The organism is Neoakkermansia glycaniphila, assembly GCF_001683795.1.
In the GTDB taxonomy this organism is placed as follows: Bacteria; Verrucomicrobiota; Verrucomicrobiia; order Verrucomicrobiales; family Akkermansiaceae; genus Akkermansia; species Akkermansia glycaniphila.
Map to the genome: position 1 here is coordinate 1 of NZ_LIGX01000011.1, position 24,849 is coordinate 24,849.

The 24,849-nt window shown below is 56.8% G+C and carries 21 protein-coding genes; 14 read left to right on the forward strand and 7 right to left on the reverse strand.

The window, feature by feature from the left end; genetic code table 11:
• Nucleotides 1-938 precede the first annotated feature (938 nt).
• A complete protein-coding gene (locus AC781_RS03010; protein WP_067773265.1) occupies nt 939-1,391 on the reverse strand; it encodes a hypothetical protein in 453 nt (150 codons plus the stop codon).
• 325 nt (nt 1,392-1,716) lie between these two features.
• Here AC781_RS03010 and AC781_RS03015 point away from each other — a divergent pair, with 325 nt between their 5' ends.
• The 3 genes from AC781_RS03015 to AC781_RS03025 all read left to right on the forward strand — a co-directional run bounded on the left by AC781_RS03015 (nt 1,717) and on the right by AC781_RS03025 (nt 4,680).
• A complete protein-coding gene (locus AC781_RS03015; RefSeq protein WP_067773267.1) occupies nt 1,717-1,938 on the forward strand; it encodes an RNA-binding protein in 222 nt (73 codons plus the stop codon).
• 231 nt (nt 1,939-2,169) lie between these two features.
• Entirely contained in the window at nt 2,170-3,468 is a 1,299-nt protein-coding gene (locus tag AC781_RS03020) for a glycosyltransferase family 4 protein (RefSeq protein ID WP_067773268.1), read from the forward strand.
• Between the two features lie 24 nt (nt 3,469-3,492).
• Nucleotides 3,493-4,680: a glycoside hydrolase family 57 protein gene (locus AC781_RS03025; protein WP_067773272.1), complete on the forward strand. Its 1,188-nt coding sequence runs from the start codon at nt 3,493-3,495 to the stop codon at nt 4,678-4,680.
• Between the two features lie 167 nt (nt 4,681-4,847).
• On the opposite strand, the gene AC781_RS03030 is transcribed toward AC781_RS03025, so the two are convergent.
• From AC781_RS03030 to AC781_RS03060, 6 genes are all read right to left on the reverse strand, one after another.
• Entirely contained in the window at nt 4,848-5,993 is a 1,146-nt protein-coding gene (locus tag AC781_RS03030; protein WP_067773275.1) for a hypothetical protein, read from the reverse strand.
• 274 nt (nt 5,994-6,267) lie between these two features.
• Complete coding sequence (locus AC781_RS03035; RefSeq protein ID WP_067773278.1) at nt 6,268-7,509, reverse strand: hypothetical protein; 1,242 nt, start codon at nt 7,507-7,509, stop codon at nt 6,268-6,270.
• A 302-nt stretch (nt 7,510-7,811) separates the two neighbouring features.
• Nucleotides 7,812-9,044, reverse strand: coding sequence for a hypothetical protein (locus AC781_RS03040; protein ID WP_141675723.1), 1,233 nt, complete (start codon nt 9,042-9,044; stop codon nt 7,812-7,814).
• Nucleotides 9,045-9,349: 305 nt separating this feature from the next.
• Entirely contained in the window at nt 9,350-10,582 is a 1,233-nt protein-coding gene (locus AC781_RS03045) for a PA14 domain-containing protein (RefSeq protein ID WP_141675724.1), read from the reverse strand.
• A 298-nt stretch (nt 10,583-10,880) separates the two neighbouring features.
• Nucleotides 10,881-12,122, reverse strand: a complete 1,242-nt coding sequence (locus AC781_RS03050; RefSeq protein WP_067773285.1) for a PA14 domain-containing protein — start codon at nt 12,120-12,122, stop codon at nt 10,881-10,883.
• A 256-nt stretch (nt 12,123-12,378) separates the two neighbouring features.
• Nucleotides 12,379-13,614 carry a hypothetical protein gene (locus AC781_RS03060; protein ID WP_067773290.1) on the reverse strand — a complete coding sequence of 412 codons (1,236 nt, stop codon included), beginning with the start codon at nt 13,612-13,614 and terminating at the stop codon, nt 12,379-12,381.
• 230 nt (nt 13,615-13,844) lie between these two features.
• On the opposite strand from AC781_RS03060, the gene AC781_RS03065 reads away from it, so the two are divergent.
• The 11 genes from AC781_RS03065 to AC781_RS03115 all read left to right on the forward strand — a co-directional run bounded on the left by AC781_RS03065 (nt 13,845) and on the right by AC781_RS03115 (nt 24,838).
• Complete coding sequence (locus AC781_RS03065; protein WP_067773298.1) at nt 13,845-15,602, forward strand: ATP-binding cassette domain-containing protein; 1,758 nt, start codon at nt 13,845-13,847, stop codon at nt 15,600-15,602.
• 16 nt (nt 15,603-15,618) lie between these two features.
• Nucleotides 15,619-16,059 carry a hypothetical protein gene (locus tag AC781_RS03070; protein WP_067773331.1) on the forward strand — a complete coding sequence of 147 codons (441 nt, stop codon included), beginning with the start codon at nt 15,619-15,621 and terminating at the stop codon, nt 16,057-16,059.
• 15 nt (nt 16,060-16,074) lie between these two features.
• A complete protein-coding gene (locus AC781_RS03075) occupies nt 16,075-17,949 on the forward strand; it encodes a hypothetical protein (RefSeq protein WP_067773340.1) in 1,875 nt (624 codons plus the stop codon).
• 105 nt (nt 17,950-18,054) lie between these two features.
• The gene (gene kdsA, locus AC781_RS03080; protein WP_067773343.1) at nt 18,055-18,864 is read left to right on the forward strand and encodes a 3-deoxy-8-phosphooctulonate synthase; all 810 of its coding nucleotides are present in this window, start codon (nt 18,055-18,057) and stop codon (nt 18,862-18,864) included.
• Between the two features lie 2 nt (nt 18,865-18,866).
• Nucleotides 18,867-19,364, forward strand: coding sequence for a hypothetical protein (locus AC781_RS03085; protein WP_067773346.1), 498 nt, complete (start codon nt 18,867-18,869; stop codon nt 19,362-19,364).
• On the forward strand, nt 19,361-20,287 hold the full coding sequence (locus tag AC781_RS03090; RefSeq protein WP_067773349.1) for a hypothetical protein: 927 nt from the start codon (nt 19,361-19,363) through the stop codon (nt 20,285-20,287). The genes AC781_RS03085 and AC781_RS03090 overlap by 4 nt, the downstream gene beginning before the upstream one ends.
• A 7-nt stretch (nt 20,288-20,294) precedes the next feature.
• Entirely contained in the window at nt 20,295-20,948 is a 654-nt protein-coding gene (locus AC781_RS03095) for an LptA/OstA family protein (protein ID WP_067773352.1), read from the forward strand.
• On the forward strand, nt 20,945-21,691 hold the full coding sequence (gene lptB / locus AC781_RS03100; RefSeq protein ID WP_067773355.1) for an LPS export ABC transporter ATP-binding protein: 747 nt from the start codon (nt 20,945-20,947) through the stop codon (nt 21,689-21,691). Before AC781_RS03095 ends, lptB begins: the two co-directional genes overlap by 4 nt.
• Nucleotides 21,692-21,724: 33 nt before the next feature.
• Nucleotides 21,725-22,210, forward strand: coding sequence for a hypothetical protein (locus AC781_RS03105; protein ID WP_067773359.1), 486 nt, complete (start codon nt 21,725-21,727; stop codon nt 22,208-22,210).
• 112 nt (nt 22,211-22,322) lie between these two features.
• The gene (locus AC781_RS03110) at nt 22,323-23,597 is read left to right on the forward strand and encodes a PDZ domain-containing protein (protein WP_172801769.1); all 1,275 of its coding nucleotides are present in this window, start codon (nt 22,323-22,325) and stop codon (nt 23,595-23,597) included.
• Nucleotides 23,594-24,838 carry an AI-2E family transporter gene (locus AC781_RS03115; protein WP_067773366.1) on the forward strand — a complete coding sequence of 415 codons (1,245 nt, stop codon included), beginning with the start codon at nt 23,594-23,596 and terminating at the stop codon, nt 24,836-24,838. Before AC781_RS03110 ends, AC781_RS03115 begins: the two co-directional genes overlap by 4 nt.
• Nucleotides 24,839-24,849 lie beyond the last annotated feature (11 nt).

The following is a 24,849-nucleotide window of genomic DNA, read 5'->3' on the forward strand; positions in this document are numbered from 1 at the left end:
GTCTTATCCACGCCGCCAGCGTTCGTTCTGAGCCAGAATCAAACTCTCCATATTATATTTTTTAGAAATTGCTGGTTTCCGCTCGAATCTTTCGATTCTGCGGATGCCATGCGTCCCCTGCTCTCCATCCCTTTCGGAACGGGTCTTCGCCTAGTTCAGCACGGCGTGCGTCACGACTTTTTCCTCTCTCTTTTTCCTCCTCTCAAGTGCTCTCCGCAAGGTTTCGTCTCCTCGCTGCCGGTCTCCCGGCTTCAGCACTTCGAAAGTCTTTCCTGTAAAGTGTTCGCCTCTTCTCCTGAAGAGTTTGCCCGCGGCCCTCGCTTCACTCTCACTCGCCCTTGCCTTGCCGGCTTCCGGTTCGTTCCGTGTCGCGTCTTTCGCGGCGCCCCGTAGTGGGGTGAGGAGAGTTTACTCTTTTTTTCTCTCACGTCAAGGTTTTTTCACTCTTTTTTTCTCCTCATCCCCTTCAAACCACCCTCAATATACCACCATAACTGCTAGCCTTGAACAATTTATACGTTTTTTACTTTTTATGATTTCTTTGACGAAACATGGGAGGGGATTCACAAGCACCTGCCTCTTTACCCCCTTTTTCGGAGTCTTTATTGCGATATCAGAACTATATCTCGCCGAATTCAGCATGAGAAACCTCTCTTTAGGTATCCAGGCTTTCCATGTTCTCTGAATACGCTTATCACCAGGCGCGCTTATTGGCAACATTGCCGATCCTTCCTGCATCCGCAGGTTTCTCGCTCGGCATTCTGTTCCTCCGATACAGATGCACTTGTTTCTTTGTCGCGATTACGCGCGCACGAGACAGCCCCAGGCACGATCAAGATAGCGGACCGTATCAAGCGACTGTTTCACTTTTCATCCTTTTCTCATGGGTTAGGCAGCTCTTCCGCCTTTCAGGAAGGAGTATTGCCGAAATCGATACCTTACCCCAAATACGGGGCCAACACAGGCTTCAGCGCCATGGCATCCGCATCAGGCACATCCACCATCCAGAAAGAGACGCGGTCATCATGCACAAAACCGCCGAGCTGTTCATTCTGCCCGCAGACGAGCACAAAATCGAAAGGCTTGGGATGCGGCGAGATGCCCATAGGCTCGTACGTAAAAGGAGAAGCCTTCTTCATCAGCATTCGCACCTGCTCTTTGTCGCCGACCGCGAGCGGTTTACTTACCAGCTTGCCCTCTTCACGAAAGGAAATACTCAGCCCTTCCTCCTGCAGCGATGCATGCAAGCGCGCATCACGCGCAGCATCCTTCACATGCACAATCCTTCTCTGGGTCGACACCGCCGGTTTCACTGCACCAGGCGACGCCGCACAGGAGACACAAGCGATCATCGCACCAAACACGGGCAAAATCAGCAGACGTTCATACATAGGATTCCCATATAGCATTTCTGCGATCCAAGGTCAATATGCTTCTGCGCCACAAGCCGTGGCATGCCACGACATCCCCACAGCTTTCACGCGCCTCTTGAGACTTCATCGACACACCCGGCTTTCAGCAAGCGGCGCTGTCGGATTTCGTCTTCTGGAAAGTCGACACGAAAATTACCAAGGATACGACGAGCGCCCATCCGAACGCTACCACATTCATCATGGATATCTGGACCCGGCATAAAAATAAGGATTGACTATATTTGCAGGAATGCTATCGTAGTCAAGTTCAACAATTAAACTTTACCGGAGGTATATACATACAGTGGACGACGACGTAATTTGCACGGAAAAACTCATCACGGATCGCAAGACTTTTTTCCTGGATCTCAAAAAGAATGCACGCGGCCATGTGGTTCGCATTACAGAAAAGGTAAGCTCCAATCGCGACCGCATCATGGTGCCAGCCGAAATCCTCGACGATTTCATCGCAGCGCTTCAAGATATTCGCGAGGCGCTAGGCCAACAACAGCAGCAGCAGGATTAATCCTGCATCCGTCTTCAGGTTTTCCTCAAGAAAACGACAGCGGTTTCCTCCCTCAAGAGGAAATTATGACAGAGGGTTACGCATTGATACGCGTAACTCTTTTGTTTTCTTACGATATTTTTTCAAACAAGAACCACTTTCATCTCGACATTCCGGGCCGGGTGGTTTTCAATGGAAGGCGAAACAAAAGCGTATTTTATATTATTCACTCTTTTACATCCCTCTATCGACATGAACAGAATCAAAGTACTTGAATTGGGCTGGGAATTCCCGCCGCTGATCAACGGTGGTCTCGGCGTTGCCTGCATGGGGCTTTCCAAAGCCCTGGCCAAGAAGGTGGATCTGCATGTCATTGTGCCCAAAGCGGATCCTTCGGCAAGGTATGATGGCTTCGATCTCCTTGGCTTGAACAATCTTCAATTTGAAGAGGTCGAGTCCTGCGAAGACGGCTACCGTTACGAAAGCTTTGCCATGGTCGAGCGCGCCCCGATGAGCCTCGATCCCTACGTCAGCGAAGAAGGCGGAACCGATGTGGTCAGATTCACCCACGAGGGCAAACTCATCTTCTCCCGCATTCACCGGGAGGATCTAAGCCTCTTCACCTCCAAGGAAGACCTCTACGCGGGCGATCTCGCCCGCAAAGTCATCGAATTCTCCAAGATTGCCGCCAAGCTGGCGCTCAAGCAGGATTTCGATGTGATCCACGCTCACGACTGGATGACCTACCTTGCCGGAGTCGAAGTCAAAAAAGCCACCGGCAAACCGCTCGTCGTGCATCTGCATGCTTCGCAGTTCGACCGTGCCGGAGCCGATGCGCGCGGCTGGATTTACGATATCGAGAAATACGGCATGGAACAGGCGGACGCCGTCATCCCCGTCAGCAAATACACGGGCACGGTCGTCAGCGGGCATTACGCCATCGACCCGGCCAAAATCTTCCCCGTACACAACGGTGCAGATCCCGTCGAAGTCTTCCGGGGCAAGAAAAAATTTCCCGAAAAGCTCGTCCTCTTCCTCGGCCGCCTCACGGCGCAGAAGGGGCCGGAATTCTTCCTGCAAATCGCTGCCAAAGTTCTCGAAAAGACGGACAATGTGCGTTTCGTCATGGCCGGCACGGGCGAAAAGCTCCGCCAGCTCATCGAAACCGGAGCCTTCCACGGCGTGGGCGACAAATTCCACTTCACCGGATTCCTGAACAAGCAGAAAGTCAACGAACTGCTCAGCATCACCGATGTGTATTGCATGCCGTCCGTCTCCGAGCCGTTCGGCCTCTCCGCTCTGGAAGCGGCCCAGTTCCACATCCCGGCCGTCATCTCCAAGCAGTCCGGCGTGGCCGAAGTCATGAAGGGCGCGCTCAAGGCCGACTTCTGGGATGTGAACAAAATGGCCGAACACATCGTCAACCTCATTACGGATGAAGAACTCTACCAGCACGTCGTCGCACAGAGTACGGAAGACATCAAGGCTTCCACATGGGACACGGCCGCAGACAAAGTCATCCGAGTGTACAATCACGTACTCAGGCGTTAACCTCCCTACCTCCACCCACAGACCATGCCGAAGATCACCCTGACATTCCACGCCCATCAGCCCAACAGGCTCATTCCGTACGACTTCTTCAAGATCGGCGAACACGCTTTCTACGAAGATGACGACATGAACGCCCGCGTCCTCAACGCCGTCTCCGAGCGTTCCTACCTGCCTGCCAACCGCCTCATGAAGAGGTTGATCGAACTGTCGGACGGCCAGTTCCGCATGGCTCTCGCCATTTCCGGCGTCATCCTCGAGCAGGCGGAATACCATCGCCCTGACCTCATCACATCGTTCAGGGAACTGGCGGATACAGGCCATGTCGAATTCCTCGCCATGCCTTACTACTCCTCGCTGGCATCCATCTATTCGCCGAACGAATTCGCCGACCAGGTGGCCGAGCATACGCAGCTCATCCATCGCCTGTTCGGGCAAACTCCCACCGTCCTCTGGAACACGGGCATGCTGTATTCCAACGCCATTGCAGCGCAGGCGGAAGAAATGGGGCTGAGCGGCATCATGGCGGATGGCAACACCGGAGCCATTCCCAACCTCTACACGAACGATTTGCACCGCGCTCCCGCCGTTTCGAAAACCACGACGCTCTTCCGCAACCGCGAACTTTCCAACGACCTGGCCAACAACCGCACCAATCCCGCGTGGAGCGAATACCCCCTGTCTCCCTACACGTTTGCCGACTGGCTCACGCAGCAACACGGGCAAGCCGTCAACATCGCCATGGACTACGAAACCCTCGGCGAGCGGCAAAGCGATGCCACGGGCGTTTTCGAATTCTGGCGCACCCTCATCCTCGCAGCCATTGAACAGGGCAACACCTTCGTCACCCCCGGACAGGCCGTCGCCGAATTGGAACCCAAAGCGATTGCCGATTGCCCCCAGAACATCTCCTGCTCCGCCACTGGCGACATGGAGCTGTGGACCAGCAACGACATGCAAAAGGAAGCCATCCGCAAAATATACAACCTCGAAGGTTCCGTGAAGGACTCGATGGATCCCGACCTCATACACGTCTGGCGGAAGCTGCAAAGCGCCGACCACTTCCAGTACATGCAGAAGGAAAACTGCTTCACGCCGTACCCCTCGCCTTACGAAGGCTACATCTACTACATGAATGCTCTGGCGGATCTCCAAATCCGCGTCAAACGCGAACACTTCGTCATGAGCATCCAGAAGGGAGCGCGCTGGGTCTAAGTCATTTCCGGCAAACCATTTATTCCACGGACGGGGCTTTCCCGTCCGTTTTTTATCATCACCCTGCCCGCAGAACCGTCATCACCTGCCAGCGGCCTGCCTCGCAAACAGAAAAGCCGAACGCCCCTCGCGTCCGGCTTTCACAAAACAGGCACCTCGGCCCGCCCTTACTTATCCTTGGGCTGCCTCTTGTTCAGAATAGAACTGCCGCGGGACGGTTTCGCTACCCACACAAGGCTATCCTTGTTATAGGGAGGATCCACCCGCATATTGTCATCCGGAAACGAAATCTGCGCATAGGCCTCTTCCGAGGTAGGCTCCACCGTACTTGTACGGAAAAGTTCGAAAATCGGCGATCCACGGCGATCCCGAGGTTTTGCGGTATCATCCATATCGTCGATGAGCAGGCAGAAGCCGAATGCCCCCCCCCCGATTTCGGAGACGAGCACATCCATTTCATACCACTGATCCTTCTCTACCGTAAAAGGCGTTCCGGCCTGGAAACCGCCGAACAGGTTGTTCCATGCGTCGCAGCCTTCATAGGCATAGAAATCCTTGCCCTGCCGGTAGGTCGGACGATTGTTGCCGTTCCACACATTGTCTTCCAGCGTATGGAAACCGCAGGCTAGCACATTCTTCCCGTTGAAACGCACGGCCAGCACGGAGTCGCCAATACCCACAAAGCGGAATTTGCCGGACTTCGGAGCCTTCACGCGGCCGGAGTAAACGGCCAACCAGCGCGACTGCTCCACCTTGTCCTGCACCTTGTATGCATACGGAGCTTCCTTGTCCAGACTGTGAAGCATGTAGAAGCAAGCCACATACAGATTGGTAGGCGACTTGAAATATTTGTCGAAATACCCTTTGGGCCAGCCGGAATTGTAGAAATGGCTGATCTCCTTCAACACGCCTTCACAATTGGCCTGGGTATGCTCCTTATAAGGAGAAGGAGCCGCCGACTTCGTCTGCTTCAGGTCATAAAACGAACCGCAGAAGGACGAACCTCCGCCACCGGTGCCACCCATCCCGATTCCGGAACCGACGCCGTCCCCTTCACCGTCTCCCAACCCCGTACCGGCAGTCTCGCTCATGCCCATGCCCGTATCTTCGATCGGCGGAATTTCGATATCCGGCATCACCATGGGACCGGTATCCACGGAAACGATCACATTCGTCATCACATCCGGATTGCCTCCCGAAGGGCGGGGCGCCGGATTCATCGAAGGACGCTGCAATTCGGACGGAGGATCGGGGGGAGGAACGTAACCTTCGAATTCTGCTTGTTGCGGCGCTTCCACCAGGATCTTAACCATCCAAAGCAGTAATGCCAGCAGGAGGCATGAACCGGCAGAGACAGATACGGCGGATATTGTATTACGCTTTTTTAGCAATTTCAACTCCTCCTCGACACTTGGAGGAGACTCAACGTGCATGGCCATGGTATGTAAGTATTTTCAGTGTTTTGTTTATATTAGTCATTCGCTGCGGGAAGTCCAGCAGAAAACCACCGGACTGCCCCCTTTATCCAGTAAAGCCGCAGCAGAGCCGCGGCTTTACCTCATCATACAGGAAATTGTCTTTCGATTCTTACGCTGCTTCCCCGGCCCAGATCAGACTGTCCTTGTCATAGGGCACTTCAGAGCGTTCGCCGGGCAACGGCTCTTTCATATTCTTGTAAAGCTCATCTACATTCGGCTCTGCAAAATTCGTACGGAACAACTGGAAGATCGGGGAGCCCGTTCCATCCTTCAGCGTCGAAGGCGTATCGACATCTTCAATCAGGAGAACGAAGCCGAATTTGCCGCCCGGAATTTCCGAAATCAAGACTTCCATCGGATAGCTCTTACCCTGCTGCACGGAGAAAACATCACCCGAACACATACCGCCCGCACTCTCGTTCCAGTCGTGCCCTGCTTTCGTGTACTTGTAGAACTTTCTCGGCTCTCCCTTATCATCCTTCAACTCAGCGCGATTTCCAGGCTGACCGCCCATCATCTTACCGGAAGTGAGATGTTCCCAACCGTAGTCGAATACATTCTTGCCGTTGAAGCGCACGACGAGGGCATCGTCACCGTAACCGACGAAGCGAAATTTCCCGGTCTTCGGAGCAACCACTTTGCCGCGATAAATGGCAGCCCACATGCTGGGCTTCACCTTATCCTCCACCTTGTAGGCGTAGGGAGCTTCCGAAGCCTTGCTCACCGGCATATAAAAGCAGGACACATAGAGCTTGGTCGGAGCCACATAATATTTGGAAAGCATGCTCTTGCTCCAGCCGGTCGTGATGAACTCCTGAAGAATCTTTTTACAATTGCCGGGCGTCATCCCCGTCGGGGCGCCGGACGACGTCTGCTTCAGGTCGTAAAACGTACCTTCAATCGTCGAACCTCCGGCCTGTTCCGTACCAAGGCCCGTGCCACCGGAGCCGATCCCGTCGCCAAGACCGCCCGTGCCGAAACCCACGCCGAGCTCCATGCCCGTGCCGAAATCCATGCTATCCGTCGGCACATCCACCTCGGCCATCGCGACGGGGCCCGCTGCAGCAGCCACCACCACGCTGGGCGCCACGCTTGAGGACGCGCTCGCCGGGCGGGACTGCAACTGCTTCGTCACCGGCTGCTTGGTCGGAGGAAGATCTTCCAGCGGAGGCGTATAGTTCGTCAGCGCGGCGGGCTCCTGTTCTTCGAACAGCTTGACCGTCAAATACAAGGTCAAGCCTCCCAAAAAACAGCACAAAACGGCAATGGCGATCGACGATAAACGGTTCCGCTGAACGGTACGTTTCAGTTCGGCTTCCGCCTCCGGAGTCATTTCAATATGGAGTGACATATGGAATCGTTTCTTGATATGTGATAATTTTACGGCATGTACCTCCACACCGTGCCCGTATTTCAATGTACCAAATGTACACTGTTGGACAAGCAGAAAATCTCAGAGAACAATCACAAAAGCGTCACAAAAATCACATTTATCTTGAAAATGAACATATTAACCACAGCATTACACGATACTCCAACCCGGTCATGCTCCGGAGTGCTCTCTGCCCCCACAACCTATCCGGCGCCCCGCCGCGACAATAAAAAGGCTGCGGGGATTGCCGCAGCCTGAATATCATTGTCCTTTTGCCAACCTTACACGGACTGCCAGATCAGGCTATCCTTATCGTACGGCACATCCGAACGGCGATCGCCGGGCACCTTCATGTTCTTGTACAATTCGTCCGTATTCGGTTCGGCGAAGTTCGTACGGAACAGCTGGAAAATCGGCGAGCCCATGCCATCCTTCTTCGTAGGCGGAGAATCCATATCCTCGATCAGGAGAACGAAGCCGAAATAACCGCCGGGCACTTCCGAAACCAGAAGTTCGATCGGATAGGTCTGCCCCTCCTTCACCTCGAACACGTCGCCCGTGCAAAGCCCGTCCAGGTTATTGTTCCAGTCGGCTCCGGCCGTGCTGTACTTGTAGAACTGGCGGCCCTGCCCCTTGGTATCCTTCAATTCGGCACGGTTCGCCGCATTGCCGCCCAGCATCTTGCCGGACGATACGCTCGACCAGCCATAGTCGAACACCGTCTTATTGCCGAAGCGCACAGCCAGAGAGTCGTCACCCAGCCCTACGAAACGGAACTTCCCGGTCTTCGGGGCCTTCACCTTGCCGCGGTAGACGGCTACCCACATGCTGGGCTTCACCTTGTCTTCCACCTTGTAGGCATAGGGAGCTTCGTCGGCCTTGCAGATCGGCATGTAGAAACAGGCGGAATAAAGCTTCGTCGGTGCCTGATAGTACTTGGAAAGCACGCTCTTGCTCCAGCCGCTGGAATTGAATTCGCTGAGAACTTTTTTACACATCTCGGGGTTCATCCCGGTCGGCGCACCGGACGTCGTCTGCTTCAGATCGTAAAACGTCCCTTCCAGCGTCGAACCTCCAGCCTGTTCCGTACCGAGGCCCGTACCGCCCGAACCGATCCCGTCGCCAAGACCGCCCGTACCGAAGCCCACGCCGAGCTCCATGCCCGTACCGAAATCCATGCTGTCCGTCGGCACATCCACTTCAGCCATCGCCACAGGGCCCGCCGCAGCGGCCACCACCACACTCGGAGCCACACTTGAGGACGCGCTCGCCGGGCGAGACTGCAGTTGCTTCGTCACCGGCTGCTTGGTCGGAGGAAGATCTTCAAGAGGAGGCGTATAGGTCGTCAGAGCCGCAGGCTCCTGCTCTTCGAACAGCTTGACCGTCAAATACAAGGTCAAACCTCCCAAAAAACAGCACAAAACGGCAATGGCTATGGATGATAAACGGTTCCGCTGGACAGTACGCTTCAATTCGGCTTCCGCCTCCGGCGTCATTTCAATATGGAGTGACATGTGATTAATTCCTTAATGCTTGAACTTGATAATGCTTCTGCGACACGCCTCCCGCCACAGACGGGCATCAATGTACCAAATGCATTGCAAGGTACAAGCAGAAAATCATGAACAAGAATCACAAGAATGTAACAGCAGTAATTTTTTCATTAAAAATGAACATCTTACAAACATCAAAAAGCAGCACTTCGGGCATGTCATCCCTCAATACTCCCTACCTCGAAATGGCCACACCAAGCTTTCAGCGCGACAAAAAAGGCTGCCGGACTGCTCGCAGCCGGAACATCATTCGTGGGCAACCATGCCTAAACGGACTGCCAGATCAAGCTATCCTTATCGTACGGCACATTCGAGCGACGCTCGCCGGGCACCTTCATGTTTTTGTACAATTCCTCCGTATTCGGTTCGGCGAAATTCGTACGGAACAGCTGGAAAATCGGCGAGCCCATGCCATCCTTCTTCGTAGGCGGAGAATCCATATCCTCGATCAGGAGAACGAAGCCGAAATAGCCGCCCGGCAATTCCGAAATCAGCAATTCGATTGGGTACGTCTGCCCCTCCTTCACCTCGAACACGTCGCCCGTGCAAAGCCCGTCCAACTCATCATTCCAGGCAGATCCGGCGGTACTGTACTTGTAGAACTGGCGCTTTTGCCCCTTGTCATCCTTCAGTTCAGCGCGGTTCGCAGCAATCAGGCTCAGCTTCTTACCGGAGACCAGACTTGAATAACCAAAGTCGAACACCGTCTTGTTGCCGAAGCGCACAGCCAGCAAATCGTCGCCCAGTCCTACAAAACGGAACTTCCCGGTCTTCGGAGCCTTCACCTTGCCGCGATAGATCGCTGCCCACATGCTGGGCTTCACCTTGTCTTCCACCTTGTAGGCATAGGGAGCTTCGTCGGCCTTGCAGATCGGCAAATAGAAGCAGGAGGAATAAAGTTTCGTCGGTGCCTGATAGTACTTGGAAAGCACGCTCTTGCTCCAGCCGCTGGCATTGAAATCACCAAGTATCTTTTTACACAAAGCGGGCGTCATCCCCGTCGGCGCACCTGACGTCGTCTGCTTCAGATCGTAAAACGTCCCTTCCAGCGTCGAACCTCCGGCCTGTTCCGTACCGAGGCCCGTACCGCCCGAACCGATCCCGTCGCCGAGACCGCCCGTACCGAAGCCCACGCCGAGCTCCATGCCTGTGCCGAAATCCATGCTGTCCGTCGGCACGTCCACTTCGGCCATCGCCACAGGGCCCGCCGCAGCGGCCACCACTACACTCGGAGCCACGCTTGAGGACGCGCTCGCCGGGCGGGACTGCAACTGCTTCGTCACCGGCTGCTTGGTCGGAGGAAGATCTTCAAGAGGAGGCGTATAGGTCGTCAGCGCAGCTGGCTCCTGCTCTTCAAACAGCTTGACCGTCAGATACAGCGTCAGCCCCCCAAGGAAACAGCACAAAACCGCGATTGCAATCGATGACAGGCGATTCCTTTGAACCGTCCGTTTCAATTCGGCTTCCGCCTCCGGCGTCATTTCAACATGGAGTGACATATAAACTGATTCCTTGGCATTTTCCGCTCATTCGCCCGAAATACAATTAAAATTGCAGGCGCGCATAAATTTACCAAATGAATTGTAGTTCTCAAGAAGAAAATCCCTAGGACGCACAACAGGGAAAACAAGACCACATATCCTCTAAAAATAAATATATTGCAATAATCAGAACACGAAACTCCATACCAGCCAAATACCTATCCGACCCTTCCTCGAAACTGCCGCATCCGGCTTCCGAGCCAAAAAAAGGCTGCGGGATCACCGCAGCCTGCATATCTTTCTCTGTCAACAACGCCTACACGGACTGCCAGATCAGGCTGTCCTTGTCGTACGGCACATTCGTCCGCCCCGTACTGCCATTGGGGAACTTCATATTCTTGTAAAGTTCTTCGGAACTCGGCTCGGCAAAATTCGTGCGGAACAATTGAAGAATCGGCGTACCGTTCGAATCCTTGAGCGCGGACGGATTATCCAGATCTTCGATCAGCAGAACGAAACCGAACACACCGCCGGGAATTTCCGTAATCAGCACTTCGATCGGATACGTCTGGCCCTCCTTGACAGAGAATGTCAGTCCGGCGCCCAACCCGCCAAGATCGTTATTCCATGCGCCATTACCCGGATATGAAAATAGCTTTAAAGGCTCTTCCTTGGCATCCTCCAGTTGCTTCTGCAACCCCGCACGGGCGCCGGGGTTGCCCCATGTGCCGTTCAGCAGGCTGTGCCATCCGTAATCCAGAACCAGCTTGTTATTGAAACGCACGGCAATGGCATCGTCGCCCAGACCGACGAAACGGAACCTGCCTGATTTCGGCGCCTTCACCTTGCCACGATAGATGGCACACCAGCGCGTAGCCTGCACCTTGTCCTCCACCTTGTAGGCGTGCGGAGCCTCCTCGGCCTGGCAAAGAGGCATGTAGAAGCAGGACGTGTACAATTTGGTCGGCGCCTGGAAATATTTGGACAAAACGCTCTTATTCCAATCGGCACGCACGAAATCCCGCACGATATCAAGCGCTCCCTGATTGCCAACTCCCGTAGGAGCTCCGGACGTCGTCTGCTTCAGATCGTAAAACACACCTTCCAGCGTCGAACCTCCGGCCTGTTCCGTACCAAGGCCCGTACCGCCCGAACCGATCCCGTCGCCGAGACCGCCCGTGCCGAAGCCCACGCCGAGCTCCATGCCCGTGCCGAAATCCATGCTGTCCGTCGGCACGTCCACTTCGGCCATTGCCACGGGCCCCGCTGCAGCGGCCACCACCACACTGGGCGCCACGCTCGAGGACGCGCTCGCCGGGCGGGACTGCAACTGCTTCGTCACCGGCTGCTTGGTCGGAGGAAGATCTTCCAGCGGAGGCGTATAGTTCGTCAGCGCGGCGGGCTCCTGCTCTTCGAACAGCTTGACCGTCAAATACAAGGTCAAGCCGCCAAGAAAGCAGCACAAGACCGCAATGGAGATCGACGACAAACGGTTCCGCTGAACCGTCCGTTTCAATTCGGCTTCCGCCTCCGGTGTCATTTCAATATGCAGAGACATATAAAATTATCATTTAGTGTTTCATAAATCGTAAATCACACGGCATCATGCCGTGTCCGTTTTCAATGTATCAAATGTACTCTGTTGGACAAGCAGAAAATGGACAAGAAAAATCACAAGAGTGTAACAACCCTTATTATACAAACCTTCCAGCCACGCCAACAAAAAAAATAATGATAGAACAACGATGCGACCAAAATGAAAAAGGCCGGGAAAAAGATCCCCGGCCTTGAAATCCTGCACGGAATATCCGGCTTTATATGGACTGCCAAATCAGGCAATCCTTATCGTAAGGCACCTCCGAACGTTCGCCGGGCAGCGGCTCCTTCATATTCTTGTAAAGTTCGTCCACATTCGGCTCTGCAAAATTCGTACGGAACAGCTGGAAAATCGGAGATCCCGTCCCGTCCTTCTGCGCCGGCGGAGAATCGACATCTTCGATCAACAGCACGAAACCGAACTTGCCGCCGGGAATCTCCGAAATCATCACCTCGATCGGGTAGCTCTTGCCGACCTCGACTGAAAACACATCACCCGAACACATCCCTCCGGCGCCCTCATTCCAGTCGTGCCCGGCTTTCGTGTACTTGTAGAACTTCCTCGGTTCGCCCTTATCGTCCTTCAATTCGGCACGATTCCCGGGCTGTCCGCCCATCATCCTGCCGGACGTAATGTGCTCCCAGCCGTAATCGAACACATTCTTGCCATTGAACCTCACGACGAGAGCGTCGTCCCCGTAGCCGACAAACCGGAACTTCCCGGTCTTCGGCGCCACGACCCTGCCGCGGTACACCGCCGCCCACATGCTGGGCTGCACCTTATCCTCCACCTTGTAGGCATAGGGTGCTTCGGCCGCCTTGCTCACCGGCATGTAGAAGCATGACGTGTACAACTTCGTCGGAGCCATGAAATACTTGGACAGCATACTCTTGTTCCAGCCCGTCGTCACAAACTCCTGCAGAATCTTCTTGCAATTGCCGGGATTCATACCCGTCGACGCGCCGGCCGCCGTCTGCTTCAAATCATAAAACGAACCTTCCAGCGTCGAACCTCCGGCATTCTCCGTGCCAAGGCCGCCGGTACCCGTACCGATACCGTCTCCCAAAGTTCCGGAGCCGAACCCGGCGCCCAGTGAAATCCCCTGGCCGAACATCTCGCTATCGTTCGGCACATCCACGACAGGCAGCGACACTGGCCCGGCAGTAAAGGCAACCGCAATATCGGGAGCTATATTCGGCGAAGCGCCGGACAGTTGCGCATGCACCTCCTTCACTCGGGGTTGAGGGGTCGGCGGCAAAGCCTCCTGCACCGGAACATAGGGTTGGAACGTCGCCGATTCAGGCGACTCGAAAAGCTTGACCGTCAAATACAGCGCAAGGCCTCCCAGAAAACAGCTCGTCAGGGACACGGCAACGGAAGCGAGGCGATCGCGGCGGCAAGCCCTTTTCATCTCGGCTTCCGCTTCGGGAATCATTTCAATATGGAGTGACATAATTTTAATTGGGGTTGATTGTTGATTGGTTTGAAAACTCCCCTCAAGGGGAACAACCCCCACTGTATCGGGCACAACACCGGCAAACAAGATGAAACGGCCGCACCAAAATCACAACTTTGCAACAACGTCTCAACAGTGTAACAACGCCCCGGTCCCCGCTATTTGTCGATAGCACTCTCCACTTTCTTCTCGACGAATCCGCGCCTGTATGATAAACAAATTCAAGTATGCTTGAGGCAAAAAACGTTTGTTATGAAATCGAACAGGAAGAAGAACCGCTCCTCCTCCTGAATGGGGTCGACTTCTGCATTCCGGAAGGGCACTTCATGGCAATCGTCGGCCCTTCGGGATGCGGCAAAACCACCCTTCTCAAAACCATCGCCGGCATCATCACCGAAACGGACGGCCACTTCTGCTGGAACGGCCGCAACCTCGCGGAAGACGGAGACTTCGAGCCGGACGAAATCGGATACGTACCCCAGTTCAGCATCGCCTACGACCAACTCACCGTCGATGAAAGCATCGAAAGCGCCGCACGCCTCCGCTGCCGCTTCGACTCCGAAGACGAACTCGACGACATCATCGACAAAGCCCTTGATGAAACCGGACTCTCCGAAATCGCCGACCGCCAGGTCAAACACCTCTCCGGAGGCCAGAAACGACGCCTCGCCCTCGCGATGGAACTCGTCTCCTCCCCCCGCATCCTCCTCTGCGACGAAGTCACCTCCGGCCTTGACCCCCGCTCGGAAAAGGAAATCATGACCCTGCTCCACGACCTGGCGCGCAAAGACGGACGCATCGTCATCTCCGTCACCCACAGCCTCGCGGACATGGACATGTACGACTCCATCATGGTCCTCCACCAGGGCTGCATCGCCTACCACGGATCGCCCCGCACCATCGGCCACTACTTCAGCACCGGCAACCTCGAAGAAATCTACCCCAAACTCGCCCTCCGGAAACCCGCCGACTGGAAACAATCCTGGATCAAACACCGGGAATCCTACTACGAACGGCTCGACACCGAACGCGAACACAAACTGCGCGAAACCGGAACACCCGCTCCCGCGGCCAAACGCTCCGTCGCCATCGCCGATGAAAACGAAGAAGAACTGCCCGGCAAACCCTCACAGCCCGGTGCCTTCAGCCAATTCTGGACACTCTTCTCCCGCCGCTGGAAAATCCTCTCCCGCGACCGCACGCAGCTCATGCTGCAAATCGCCATGATCCTCATCTTCCCCATCATGGTATCCCTCTTCTCCTCCAAGGGGCAGGAACAAATCATCCAATTCACCGCCGAACGCAGCCAGAACCTCACCACAGAAATCCAGCAGGCGCAGGACGTACAGGAAAACCGGGCCAAAGTCGGCTCCGCCGTCTCCGGCATCATCATGTTCGAAGTCATCCTCCTCGGCCTCATGGGCTCCAACAACGCCGCACGGGAAATCGCAGGAGAACGCCTCATCGTCGAAAAGGAAAAATTCGCCGGAGTCGGCACCGGCGCTTACATGATGAGCAAATACGCCTTCCTCGGCATCCTCGTCCTCGTCCAATCCCTATGGATGTTCGCCTTCGTCGAATGGTGGTGGCCCTACCGGGGAGACAGCATGACCCACCTCGGCTTCCTCATCCTCGCCAATGCGGCCATGACCTCCGTATGCCTCGGCATCTCCGCCCTCTCGCGCACTCCGGACCAGGCATCCCTCCTCAGCATCTACCTCGTCGGCTTCCAGCTCCCCCTCTCGGGCGCCGTACTTGCCCTCCCGAACATCCTCGAACCCATCGTCCACCCCTTCATCTCGGCCTACTGGGCATGGTCCGGCAGCATCGAAGGAGGACTGGCGGAAAACATCAAACAGGCCGTCCGAGCCATCGTCAACACCGAATTCTCGGCAGCCGACCTCTGCTTCTACATCCTCATCGCCCATATCATCGCCGGCATGGTCCTCACCTACATCGGACTCAAACGCGCCAAATGGGACTAACCTCCACCACACTCTTATGTCACGCCGCACTGCACGCAAAAAGAAAGCCGCCTCGCCACATAAACTCTATCTGGCCATCGGCATCCCCGTCGCCGTCCTCATCATCGTCATTGTCGTCATCAGCCTCTCGGGCAAACAGGCGACCACGGCGGGACGCTTCGACACCAGCTCCTACATGAATGCCGGATCCGGCATCACCGGCAACAGATACATCTTCGAGGGCAAAGTGGACAACATCCTCACCGTCGACAACGACTCCCTTCTCTCCGTCATCCCTGCCGGCAACACGGACAAAAACATCCGCCTCCCCCTCATCCTGAAAAAAGATGCGGCGGGCAACGTCAACGTCACGCGCAACAGCTCCTACATCTTTGAAGTCCTCTGCCGCAACGGGAGGGACGCCAACGGAGACACCGTCAAAGGCATCCTCCTCATCAAAACCATCACACCCAAATAACCCCCCATCGACAACATGAAAAACTTCATCATCCTCTTCGGCATCGGCACGGCTCTGGGGCAGGTCTACACCCCTCCCGCCCCGCAGACGCAGCCGTCCGGCCCTGCGCAGGACCAGATCGTCACCACCCCCTCCTCCGCGCCGCAAAAACAGGACGACCGCTCCCTCTTCGGCAATGAAATCCCCCTGATGGACCCGAACAACAACCAGGTCACCTTCATGGGAGCCAAATGGGACGTCGCCAACAACGGAGCCGTCCGCGCACGCTTCGAAAAATACCTCTGCGAACCGGCCGACAACTCGGCCGATGCCCAGCGCTACCGCTCCATCATCAACGACATCATCACCCAGACGGAACGCTCCGTCAAAACGGATGCCCTCATCCAGATAGGCAAAAACCTTCGTCTTGCCAGCTCCTTCCCGGGAGACGGAGACCAGAGCCGCGCCCTCGGCAACGCCATCATCCTCGCCCTGGACTCCACCCGCGCCATCGCACGCCGCACGCAGGAAAACGAAGAACTGAAAGACGACGCCGCCAAACTCGCGTCCAAACGCAACGAATGGGACAACAACAACCAGGTCGCCGACAAAATGAACAGTAAGGGCCAGGTCGTCCAGAAGCGCTCCAAGAAAAACCTTCAGGCCATCGCCACCAACATGACCCTGGAAGCTGAAATCAAAGCCATCCGGGCGGAAAATAAAATGGCCAACATCAAGGACGCGGCCTTCGCCAAAGTCCAGTACCAATCCCTCCTCGTCCAGCTCTTCATGCAGCGCCGCTTCGACCACGTCATCATCGGGTCTCGCGCCTACCGCTTCATCTTCGCCGACGGCGACAGCCGCCTGCGCATCAAGGAAGGATCCGATGCAGACAAAGCCTTCGGCGACGTAGCCGGCATGCCCCCCACCGTCGCATCCCTCGACTCCATCGCCTCCACCGTACGCGTCGACGCCGAAAAAGCTATCGCCAGCGTACGACTCCTCCTCGCCCAGAACAAACGCGGAGCTGCCACCGCACGCCTGCTGGAAGCCTACGCGACAGGAGAATTCCTCCAGCCGCTCATCACCTTCCCCCTCGAGGAAAAACAGAAAATATACGACTACTGGACCACGCGTCAACGCCTCATCATGAGCATCAACAGCCGGGACTACGACCAGGCCACCAAACTCATGAACCACCTCAAGGAAACCGACACGGACTTCGACGACAGCGCCGCATCGGGCTACATCAGTGCACAAACCAAGGCCAGCAACCTCGCCCTGCGCAACGCCAAAAACGCCCTTAAAAACGGCGACGAAGCCAAATTCAACGACGAAATCGCCAAAGCGGCATCCATCTGGCCCAAAAACCCCGCCCTCACCGAAGCGGAACAGGGCCTTGCCCAATTCGACGACAAAGTCGATGAGTACGGCCAGCTCCGCAAGGAATACCGCCGCCTGCTCGACGAAAAGAAATTCCGCTACCTCCTTGAAAACAAGAGAAAATACATGGAAGCCATCTACTCCGATGAAGAACTCCTGACCTCACTCGACCAGATCGCCTCCAACATCGCCGAACTCGACCAAACCATCGCCGCCGCTGAAGAATACGTACGCAAAGACCGCACTTACGGAGCCTTTGTCGCCTACGAACTCCTCTCCAAAAAACGCGCCGAACAGCGCTTCTCCGAAGATGAAAAACTCAGCCGCGCCCTCGAAAGCGTCACTCCGGCGGCCGCCGGCCTCATCACCGCACTGAAAAGCGCACAGGAAAAAGAAGGGCTGGGCGAATACGGCACAGCATTGGCATGGTACCTCAAAGCCCGCGCCATCTACCCCTCCTCCGACTTCGCCGAAGAAGGAATCAACAAACTGACTCCCCAGCTCCTCGGCGCCACCGTCGACAGATAAACCACCCGCACACAACCCGCACGGAGCACGGCTCCCATGCCTGATTCTCTTCTTGACTTGAGAAGACGAATCGGGCACCGTGTGTTCAACAATTTCATACCAGCCATGTCCTTTCTTATCCAAAACATCGAAATCGGAGGCGAACAGCCCTTCTACATCCTCGGCCCGTGTGCATTGGAACAGGAAGACTTCGCCTGGGAAATGGCCCGCAGCCTGAAGGAAATCTGCGAACGCGTCGGCGTACCCTTCCTCTTCAAGGCATCCTACGACAAAGCCAACCGCACCTCCGTCACCTCGTTCCGCGGTCCGGGCGTACGCGAAGGCTGCCGCATCCTCGCCGAAATCGGCAAAGAACTCGGCGTCCCCGTCGTCACCGACGTCCATACGGCCGAAGAAGCCGCCATTGCGGCCGAATACATCGAGCTCCTGCAAATCCCAGCATTTCTCTGCCGCCAGACCGACCTCCTCGAAGCCTGCGCCAAAACGGGCCGCCCCGTCAACATCAAAAAAGGCCAGTTCCTCGCGCCTTGGGACACCGCCAACATCGCCGACAAAATGCGCAGCTTCGGTTGCGACAACTTCATGCTCTGCGAACGCGGTACCAGCTTCGGATACAACAACCTCGTCGTAGACATGCGCGGCCTCTACTGGATGAAACAGGAAGGCTTCCCCGTCGTCTTCGACGCCACCCACTCCGTCCAACGTCCCGGCGGACTCGGCGGCACGACCGGGGGAGACGGCGAACTGGCTCCCATCCTCGCCAATGCCGCCATGGCCGTCGGCATCGACGGCGTCTTCATGGAAGTCCACAAAGACCCGGCGCATGCACTCTCCGACGGGCCGAACCAAATCCCCCTTGCGCAGATCGAGGCCACCCTCGCCAAACTGCAAGCCATCCGCCAAGCCGTCTCCTGACCATGCGCCGCCTGCTGCACAGCATCCCGAGCACCATCGTCTGCATCGGCCTTGCCGGAGTTGGCGCGGTTCTCGGTGCATCCGATGCACGCGATGCGGACAAAGGCAAAAAAGAAGACACCTGGGAAAAAATCCTCGTACCGGGCAGTGTCGTCAAAGGAATCGCCCTCCCCCAGAAAGACGGCACCAGAACCACGGCCATCGCCCGCATCACGCAAGCCACCGTCATCAGCAAAACCGAGCTTCAATGCGAACAGGTCAAGGCGGAACTCATCTCCCTCGCAGGCGAAATCACCTACATCATCACGGATGCCGCCCGCATCTTCAAGGACACGGGCCTGCTCATCGCCAAAAACCACGTCCACATCGCCTCGCCCCGCTTCATTGCGGACGGCGACCAATTGCACCTCGACACCAAAAAGCAGGAAGGCTACCTCAGGGGCAGCGTCGTCGTCAAACTACCATCCATCACGCAGAAAAAACTCAAACAGCAACCATGATCCGCACCCTCACCGCCATCGCCCTCCTTTCGGGCATCGCATCGGCAGCCGGCAGCAAGGACGACCTACTGCCCGACTTCGTGCAGGACCTGCCGCCGGACAAAGACCCGCGCATCATCACCTCGCAGGACCCTGCGCCTGCGAACATCGTACGCGACTTCACACCCGAAGAAACAGCAGCCCGCGAAACTTCCATGGAGACCGTCGACATGGCTGCACAGAGAAAACAGCTCCAGAACACGGCACAAACCTTCGCCATGCAGGCAGCCGCCGTCAACCGCGACATCGACACCTTCTGCAGCCAGCAAAACATCGCACCGGCCCCCGCCGCCCCCATCGCACAGGAAGTCGAAGAAGCATCCGGCGTCTCCATGCCTCCCGTCGGGCCGAACACCATGGTCATCAACAACGAGGGCGGCTTCTATTTCGACAAGGAAAAGGGACTCCTCGTCTACCCCCGCAACGTACAGGTACGCTCTGCACGCCTCAATGTCGACTGTAAAAAACAGCTCAAAATCTACCTTGCAGAATCCAAGGACCCGAAAAAGAAAAAAAAGATTCCGGCAGAACCCAGAAAAGGCGAACCGGCCATCGCCAACGTCGACTTCAACTATGACGATGTCAAACTGATTACCGCAGACGGCGACGTCTTCATCAGCGGCACCAATAAAAAAGGCGAACCCTTCCGGGCTTATGGCGACAAAATGACCTATGACAACAAAAGCGGGGAAACCATCCTGACGGGCACCGACCTCTACGTCGTCCAGAACAACACCAACGCCCAGCGTGTCACGGGCGAAGGCTCCTTCATCCGCTTGTACGAAAACGGCGACGTCTACGCCAAAGGCAAGCAATCCACGACCCAGCTCGACAACCTCCGGATGCAGCAGGACAAAAACAAAAAGGATAAAAAGAAAAAATAACCCGTCCATGCGCCGCCGTCTCCTCACCCTCTGCGCCCTGCTGGGCCTTGCCTGCACCCTTCCGGACGGAATGGCCGCAGCGCAGCCGCCTGCCAACGAGGACGACCCGTACGGCATCACCTTGGGCGAAATGACCGTCATCACCTCGGACGACGCCTACATCAACAACAAACAGGGAATCATCGTCTTCCTGGACAACATCAGCCTGCGCGACCCGCGTCTGAACATCGATTGCACCGACCAGATGCAAATCCACTTCGAAAAAGAAGAAGAACCGGAAGCATCGGACGACAACAAGCAAACCCCTGCGGCAAAACCGGCAAAAACATCGAATGTGGACAACGTGGAATCCAAATTCGAAGCCATGAAATTCCTCATCGCCGAGGGCAACGTCGTCGTCCACGGCAAAGACAGGCAGGGCCGCCCGTACCGCGCGTACGGCGACAAAATCATCATCGACGGCAAAACGGGCGAAGGCATCCTGACCGGAACCACAGCCATCGTCATCCGCGAACAGGACGCCCTGCGCGCCGAAGGCCCGAACACCTGCATCCACCTCCACCCGGACGGCAGCGTCTTCGTCGAAAGCGACAAAACCCGAACGCAGATCATCAAGCCCGAACGCCACAAAACAACAAAAGAGCCTCATCCAACCGCGTGAACACAGCCACCGAACAACCTCTCCTCGAAGCCTCGGGTCTTTGCAAAACCTACAAAACCCGTTGCGTCGTCGACCACGTCAGCCTGACCGTGGGCCAGGGAGAAATCGTCGGCCTCCTCGGCCCGAACGGCGCAGGCAAAACGACCTCCTTCTACATGGTGGCAGGCCTCGTCCGCCCGGATGAAGGCACCGTCCGGTTCGGCGGACAGGAAATATCCGCCCTCCCCATGCACCTCCGCGCACGGCTCGGCATGGGCTACCTCCCGCAGGAAGAATCCATCTTCCGCAAACTCAGCGTTGAAGACAACCTCATGGCCATCCTTGAAACGCGCAAAGACCTCGATAAAAAAATGCGCATCGAAAAAGCGGAAGAACTGATGGATCGCTTCGGCATCACCAAAATCCGCAAATCTCAGGCCATCCAGCTCTCCGGCGGCGAAAAACGCCGCCTCACCATCGCACGCGCCCTCGCCTCCAACCCTCGCCTCCTGATGCTCGACGAACCCTTCAGCGGCGTCGACCCCATCGCCGTGCAGGACATCCAGAAAATCGTCACCGGATTGCGGGAAACGGATGGACTCTCCATCCTCATCACCGACCACAACGTGCGTGAAACGCTCGGCATCGTGGACCGCGCCTACATCCTCTTTGAAGGCCGAGTCATCAAACAGGGCAGCGCCCACGAAATCGCCAACGACGAGCACACGCGCGCCATCTACCTCGGACAACACTTCCGCATGTAAAGCAACCACATCACAATCAATACACATACACCAATGAACACAATCAAACTCCTCATCCCCTCCATCTGCATGGTCGCTCCGGCTGCCCTGCACGCCCAGGGAATCGACACCGTCCGGGAAGACGTACGCGAAGTACTCTCCCCCCTCCTCTCCCCTGACGAAAAAATCGGTTTCGAACTCGTCAGCAGCGAAGGCCGCCTGTACAACGACACCACCGTCAACTTCCGCGTCAACGGCAGCCTCGGCTCCATCACCGTCGACAAACACAGCCGCCTCGTCTGCGCCTTCTTCATCGCCGCTGCGGACAAAGTACAGGAAGTCACCAACAGCCTCCAGCCGCAGCTCAAGGAAGGCATCCGCATCCGCGGCGTCTACCGCTACACCGCCAGCAAAGCCTACAACCGCAGCCACGGCATCCCCGAAGAATCCTACTACCGCGTCAAACTCAGCGACGGCATCAAAAGCGCCGGATTCGCCTACCTCGACGAAGACATGCGGTTATTGAAAATCATCGACTGATTCCGGGCCTTCACCACTCTCAAAGGCGAAGCGGATGTCGGCATTTTGCCTGGCATCCGCTTTTTTCCTCTTGTCATCCAACGGATCCGGGACTATAAACATGGAACGCTTCATGAAGTGGAAAACCACCATCCTGATGGGCGCCCTCCTCTGCGCCTCCTGCGCTCAGATTCCCGTGCTGGATGATGCGTCCGCTCCCATCCATGCCATCAACCCGCCCGAAATGCCTCCCATGGCGCGCGCATGGGTCGGACAAGAGGAAATAAGCCTCGGCCTCGACACCGGATCGGAACCAGCAGTCATCCTCTTTGCAGACACCGTCAAAGAACTCGGCGGCCGCATCCGCGGCAAAGGAACCGTACGCACCACCTCCCTCGACGTCACGCTGAACCCGCCCAGCGGCAGCATCGACACCCCGACCTACGTCGTCGATGCACCGGGAGCCCCCTGCCAGGGACTCATCGGCTGGGAAACCATCCGGAAATACGTCTGGAACATCAACATCCCCGACCTCTCCCACGGATTCACCTGCGAACTCCCCCCTGGCATCAGCCGCTGGAACAGCTTTGCCATCCGCAAAAACGGCACACTTCCCCATCTCAACATCCCGGGCTACGGCAGCGTCGTCCTCGACACGGGCGCACCGTTCGCCGTCTACCTCTCACCGGCGAAATGGGCGGCATTCAAACAGAAATATCCGCACCTCACCCCCATCACCTACTCGGGCTACAGCCCGGCGGCCGGCGGCTACTTCGTCAAGGAATGCGTCTATGTGAACCACTACTCCGTCGGCAAACTCTCCATGCGCAACGTCGTCATCTGCGAAAACTTCGCCGACCCCAAAACCATGGGCATGGCCAAAGCCTTCGACATCATGCTCGGATCCGGCGCACTGGCCGAACGCGAATTCTGGCTCGACGGCCCCGGCGGCAAACTCTACTTCTCACGCCTTCGCAGCCTCGCTCCCGCTCCGAACGGCCTCAACCTCGTCGGCGTCACCTTCATCCCGAAACAGGGCGACGGCCCGCCCTATGTCGCCGTCGTCTCGAACAACAGCCCAGCCTGGCAGGCCGGACTGCGCTCCGGCGACCTCCTCCTGCAAATAGACGGCAACAAAGAACCCAGCCTCGCCTACCTCGACCAGGTCACCACCCAGCCCGGCAGCAGCGCCCAGGTACTCGTCAAACGCCGCAACCACATCCTCGACGTCCAGTGGAACCTTCCCCCGACCATCGTCCCCTCCTCCCTCACACCGCCCGCCCAGCCGGCACAGGAACCACCCGCCATCCTCCCCGGTGCGGCAGCCACCGCCAGCCCGCCACCGGCTCCGGACAACGCAACTCCTCCCGCAGCACAAACAGCACCACCCTCACCCCGCACTGAATGAACTCCCTCCACAACGCCCCGGAAGAACAGGAAAAAAGCCACTCCATCCCGTCCGACTTCCAGAGGAACGTCGCATGGAGCGCACTCTCCGGCATCTCCCTCGTCATCCTCATCGGCCTCGTTTGCATCCTCCTCTGGGGATTCGGTCGCATCTTCTCCTATCTGGAGCCGGTCCTCCTCCCCATCATCGTAGCAGGAGTCATCGCCTACATCCTGAACCCGGTCGTCGAATGGATCCAGAGACGCGGCGTCCGCCGCTCGTGGGCCACCATCTTCGTCGTCAGTGCAGCCTGCCTCAGCGTCCTCGGCTTCGGAGCAGCCATCGTTCCACCCCTCGTCACGCAGACCAACCAGCTCATTGAAAACCGCACCGTCATCTGGGAACAGGCAACCCATGCCGCCGAAGACCTTGCCCAGCAACCCGGCATCTCCCAGGCAATCAACGTCATCTACGCCAAAACCGTCAAAGACGCCCGCACCGACCCCCTGATGACGGAAGAAGAATTCAAACGCATCTCCGAAGCCACCACCCCCACCGACCAGCTCGCCATCGTCCTCGACCAGAACTCCGCCAGCCTCATCGACGCCGTCTCCCAGTGGCTCACAGCCGGAGGCCGGGCCATCTTCGGCCTCACGGCTGCCATCATCGGCCTCGTCATGATCCCGATCTACCTCTTCTACTTCCTCAAGGAAGGCGACGCCATCAGCAGCAAATGGCACACCTACCTCCCCCTGCGCCGCTCCCGCTTCCAGTTCGAATGCGTCGAAACCCTCAACGATATCAACTCCTACCTCATCTCCTTCGTCCGGGGACAAATGCTCGTCAGCCTCATTGATGCCGTCCTGCTTGCCATCGCGCTGAAAATCATGGGACTCCCCTACGCCATCACCATCGCCGCCGCCGCCGCAGTCCTTGGCATCATCCCCTACCTTGGCCCCGTCCTCACAGCCATCCCGGCGCTCATCATCGCATGGGTCGAATGGCAGAGCTGGGGCAGCGTCGCCGTCGTCGGAGCCATCTTCGTAGGCGTCAGCCAGCTGGACGGCTGGATCATCCAGCCGCGCGTCGTCGGCAACACCGTCGGCCTCCACCCCCTCACCGTCATGTTCTCCGTCCTCTTCTGGTCGCTCGTCCTGGGAGGCATCGTCGGCGCCCTCATCGCCATCCCCCTCACGGCTGCGATCAAAGTCATCTTCCAGCGCTACGTCTGGAAAAGCTTCCGCCGCACGGCACAAACCTGATAGAAACCGCT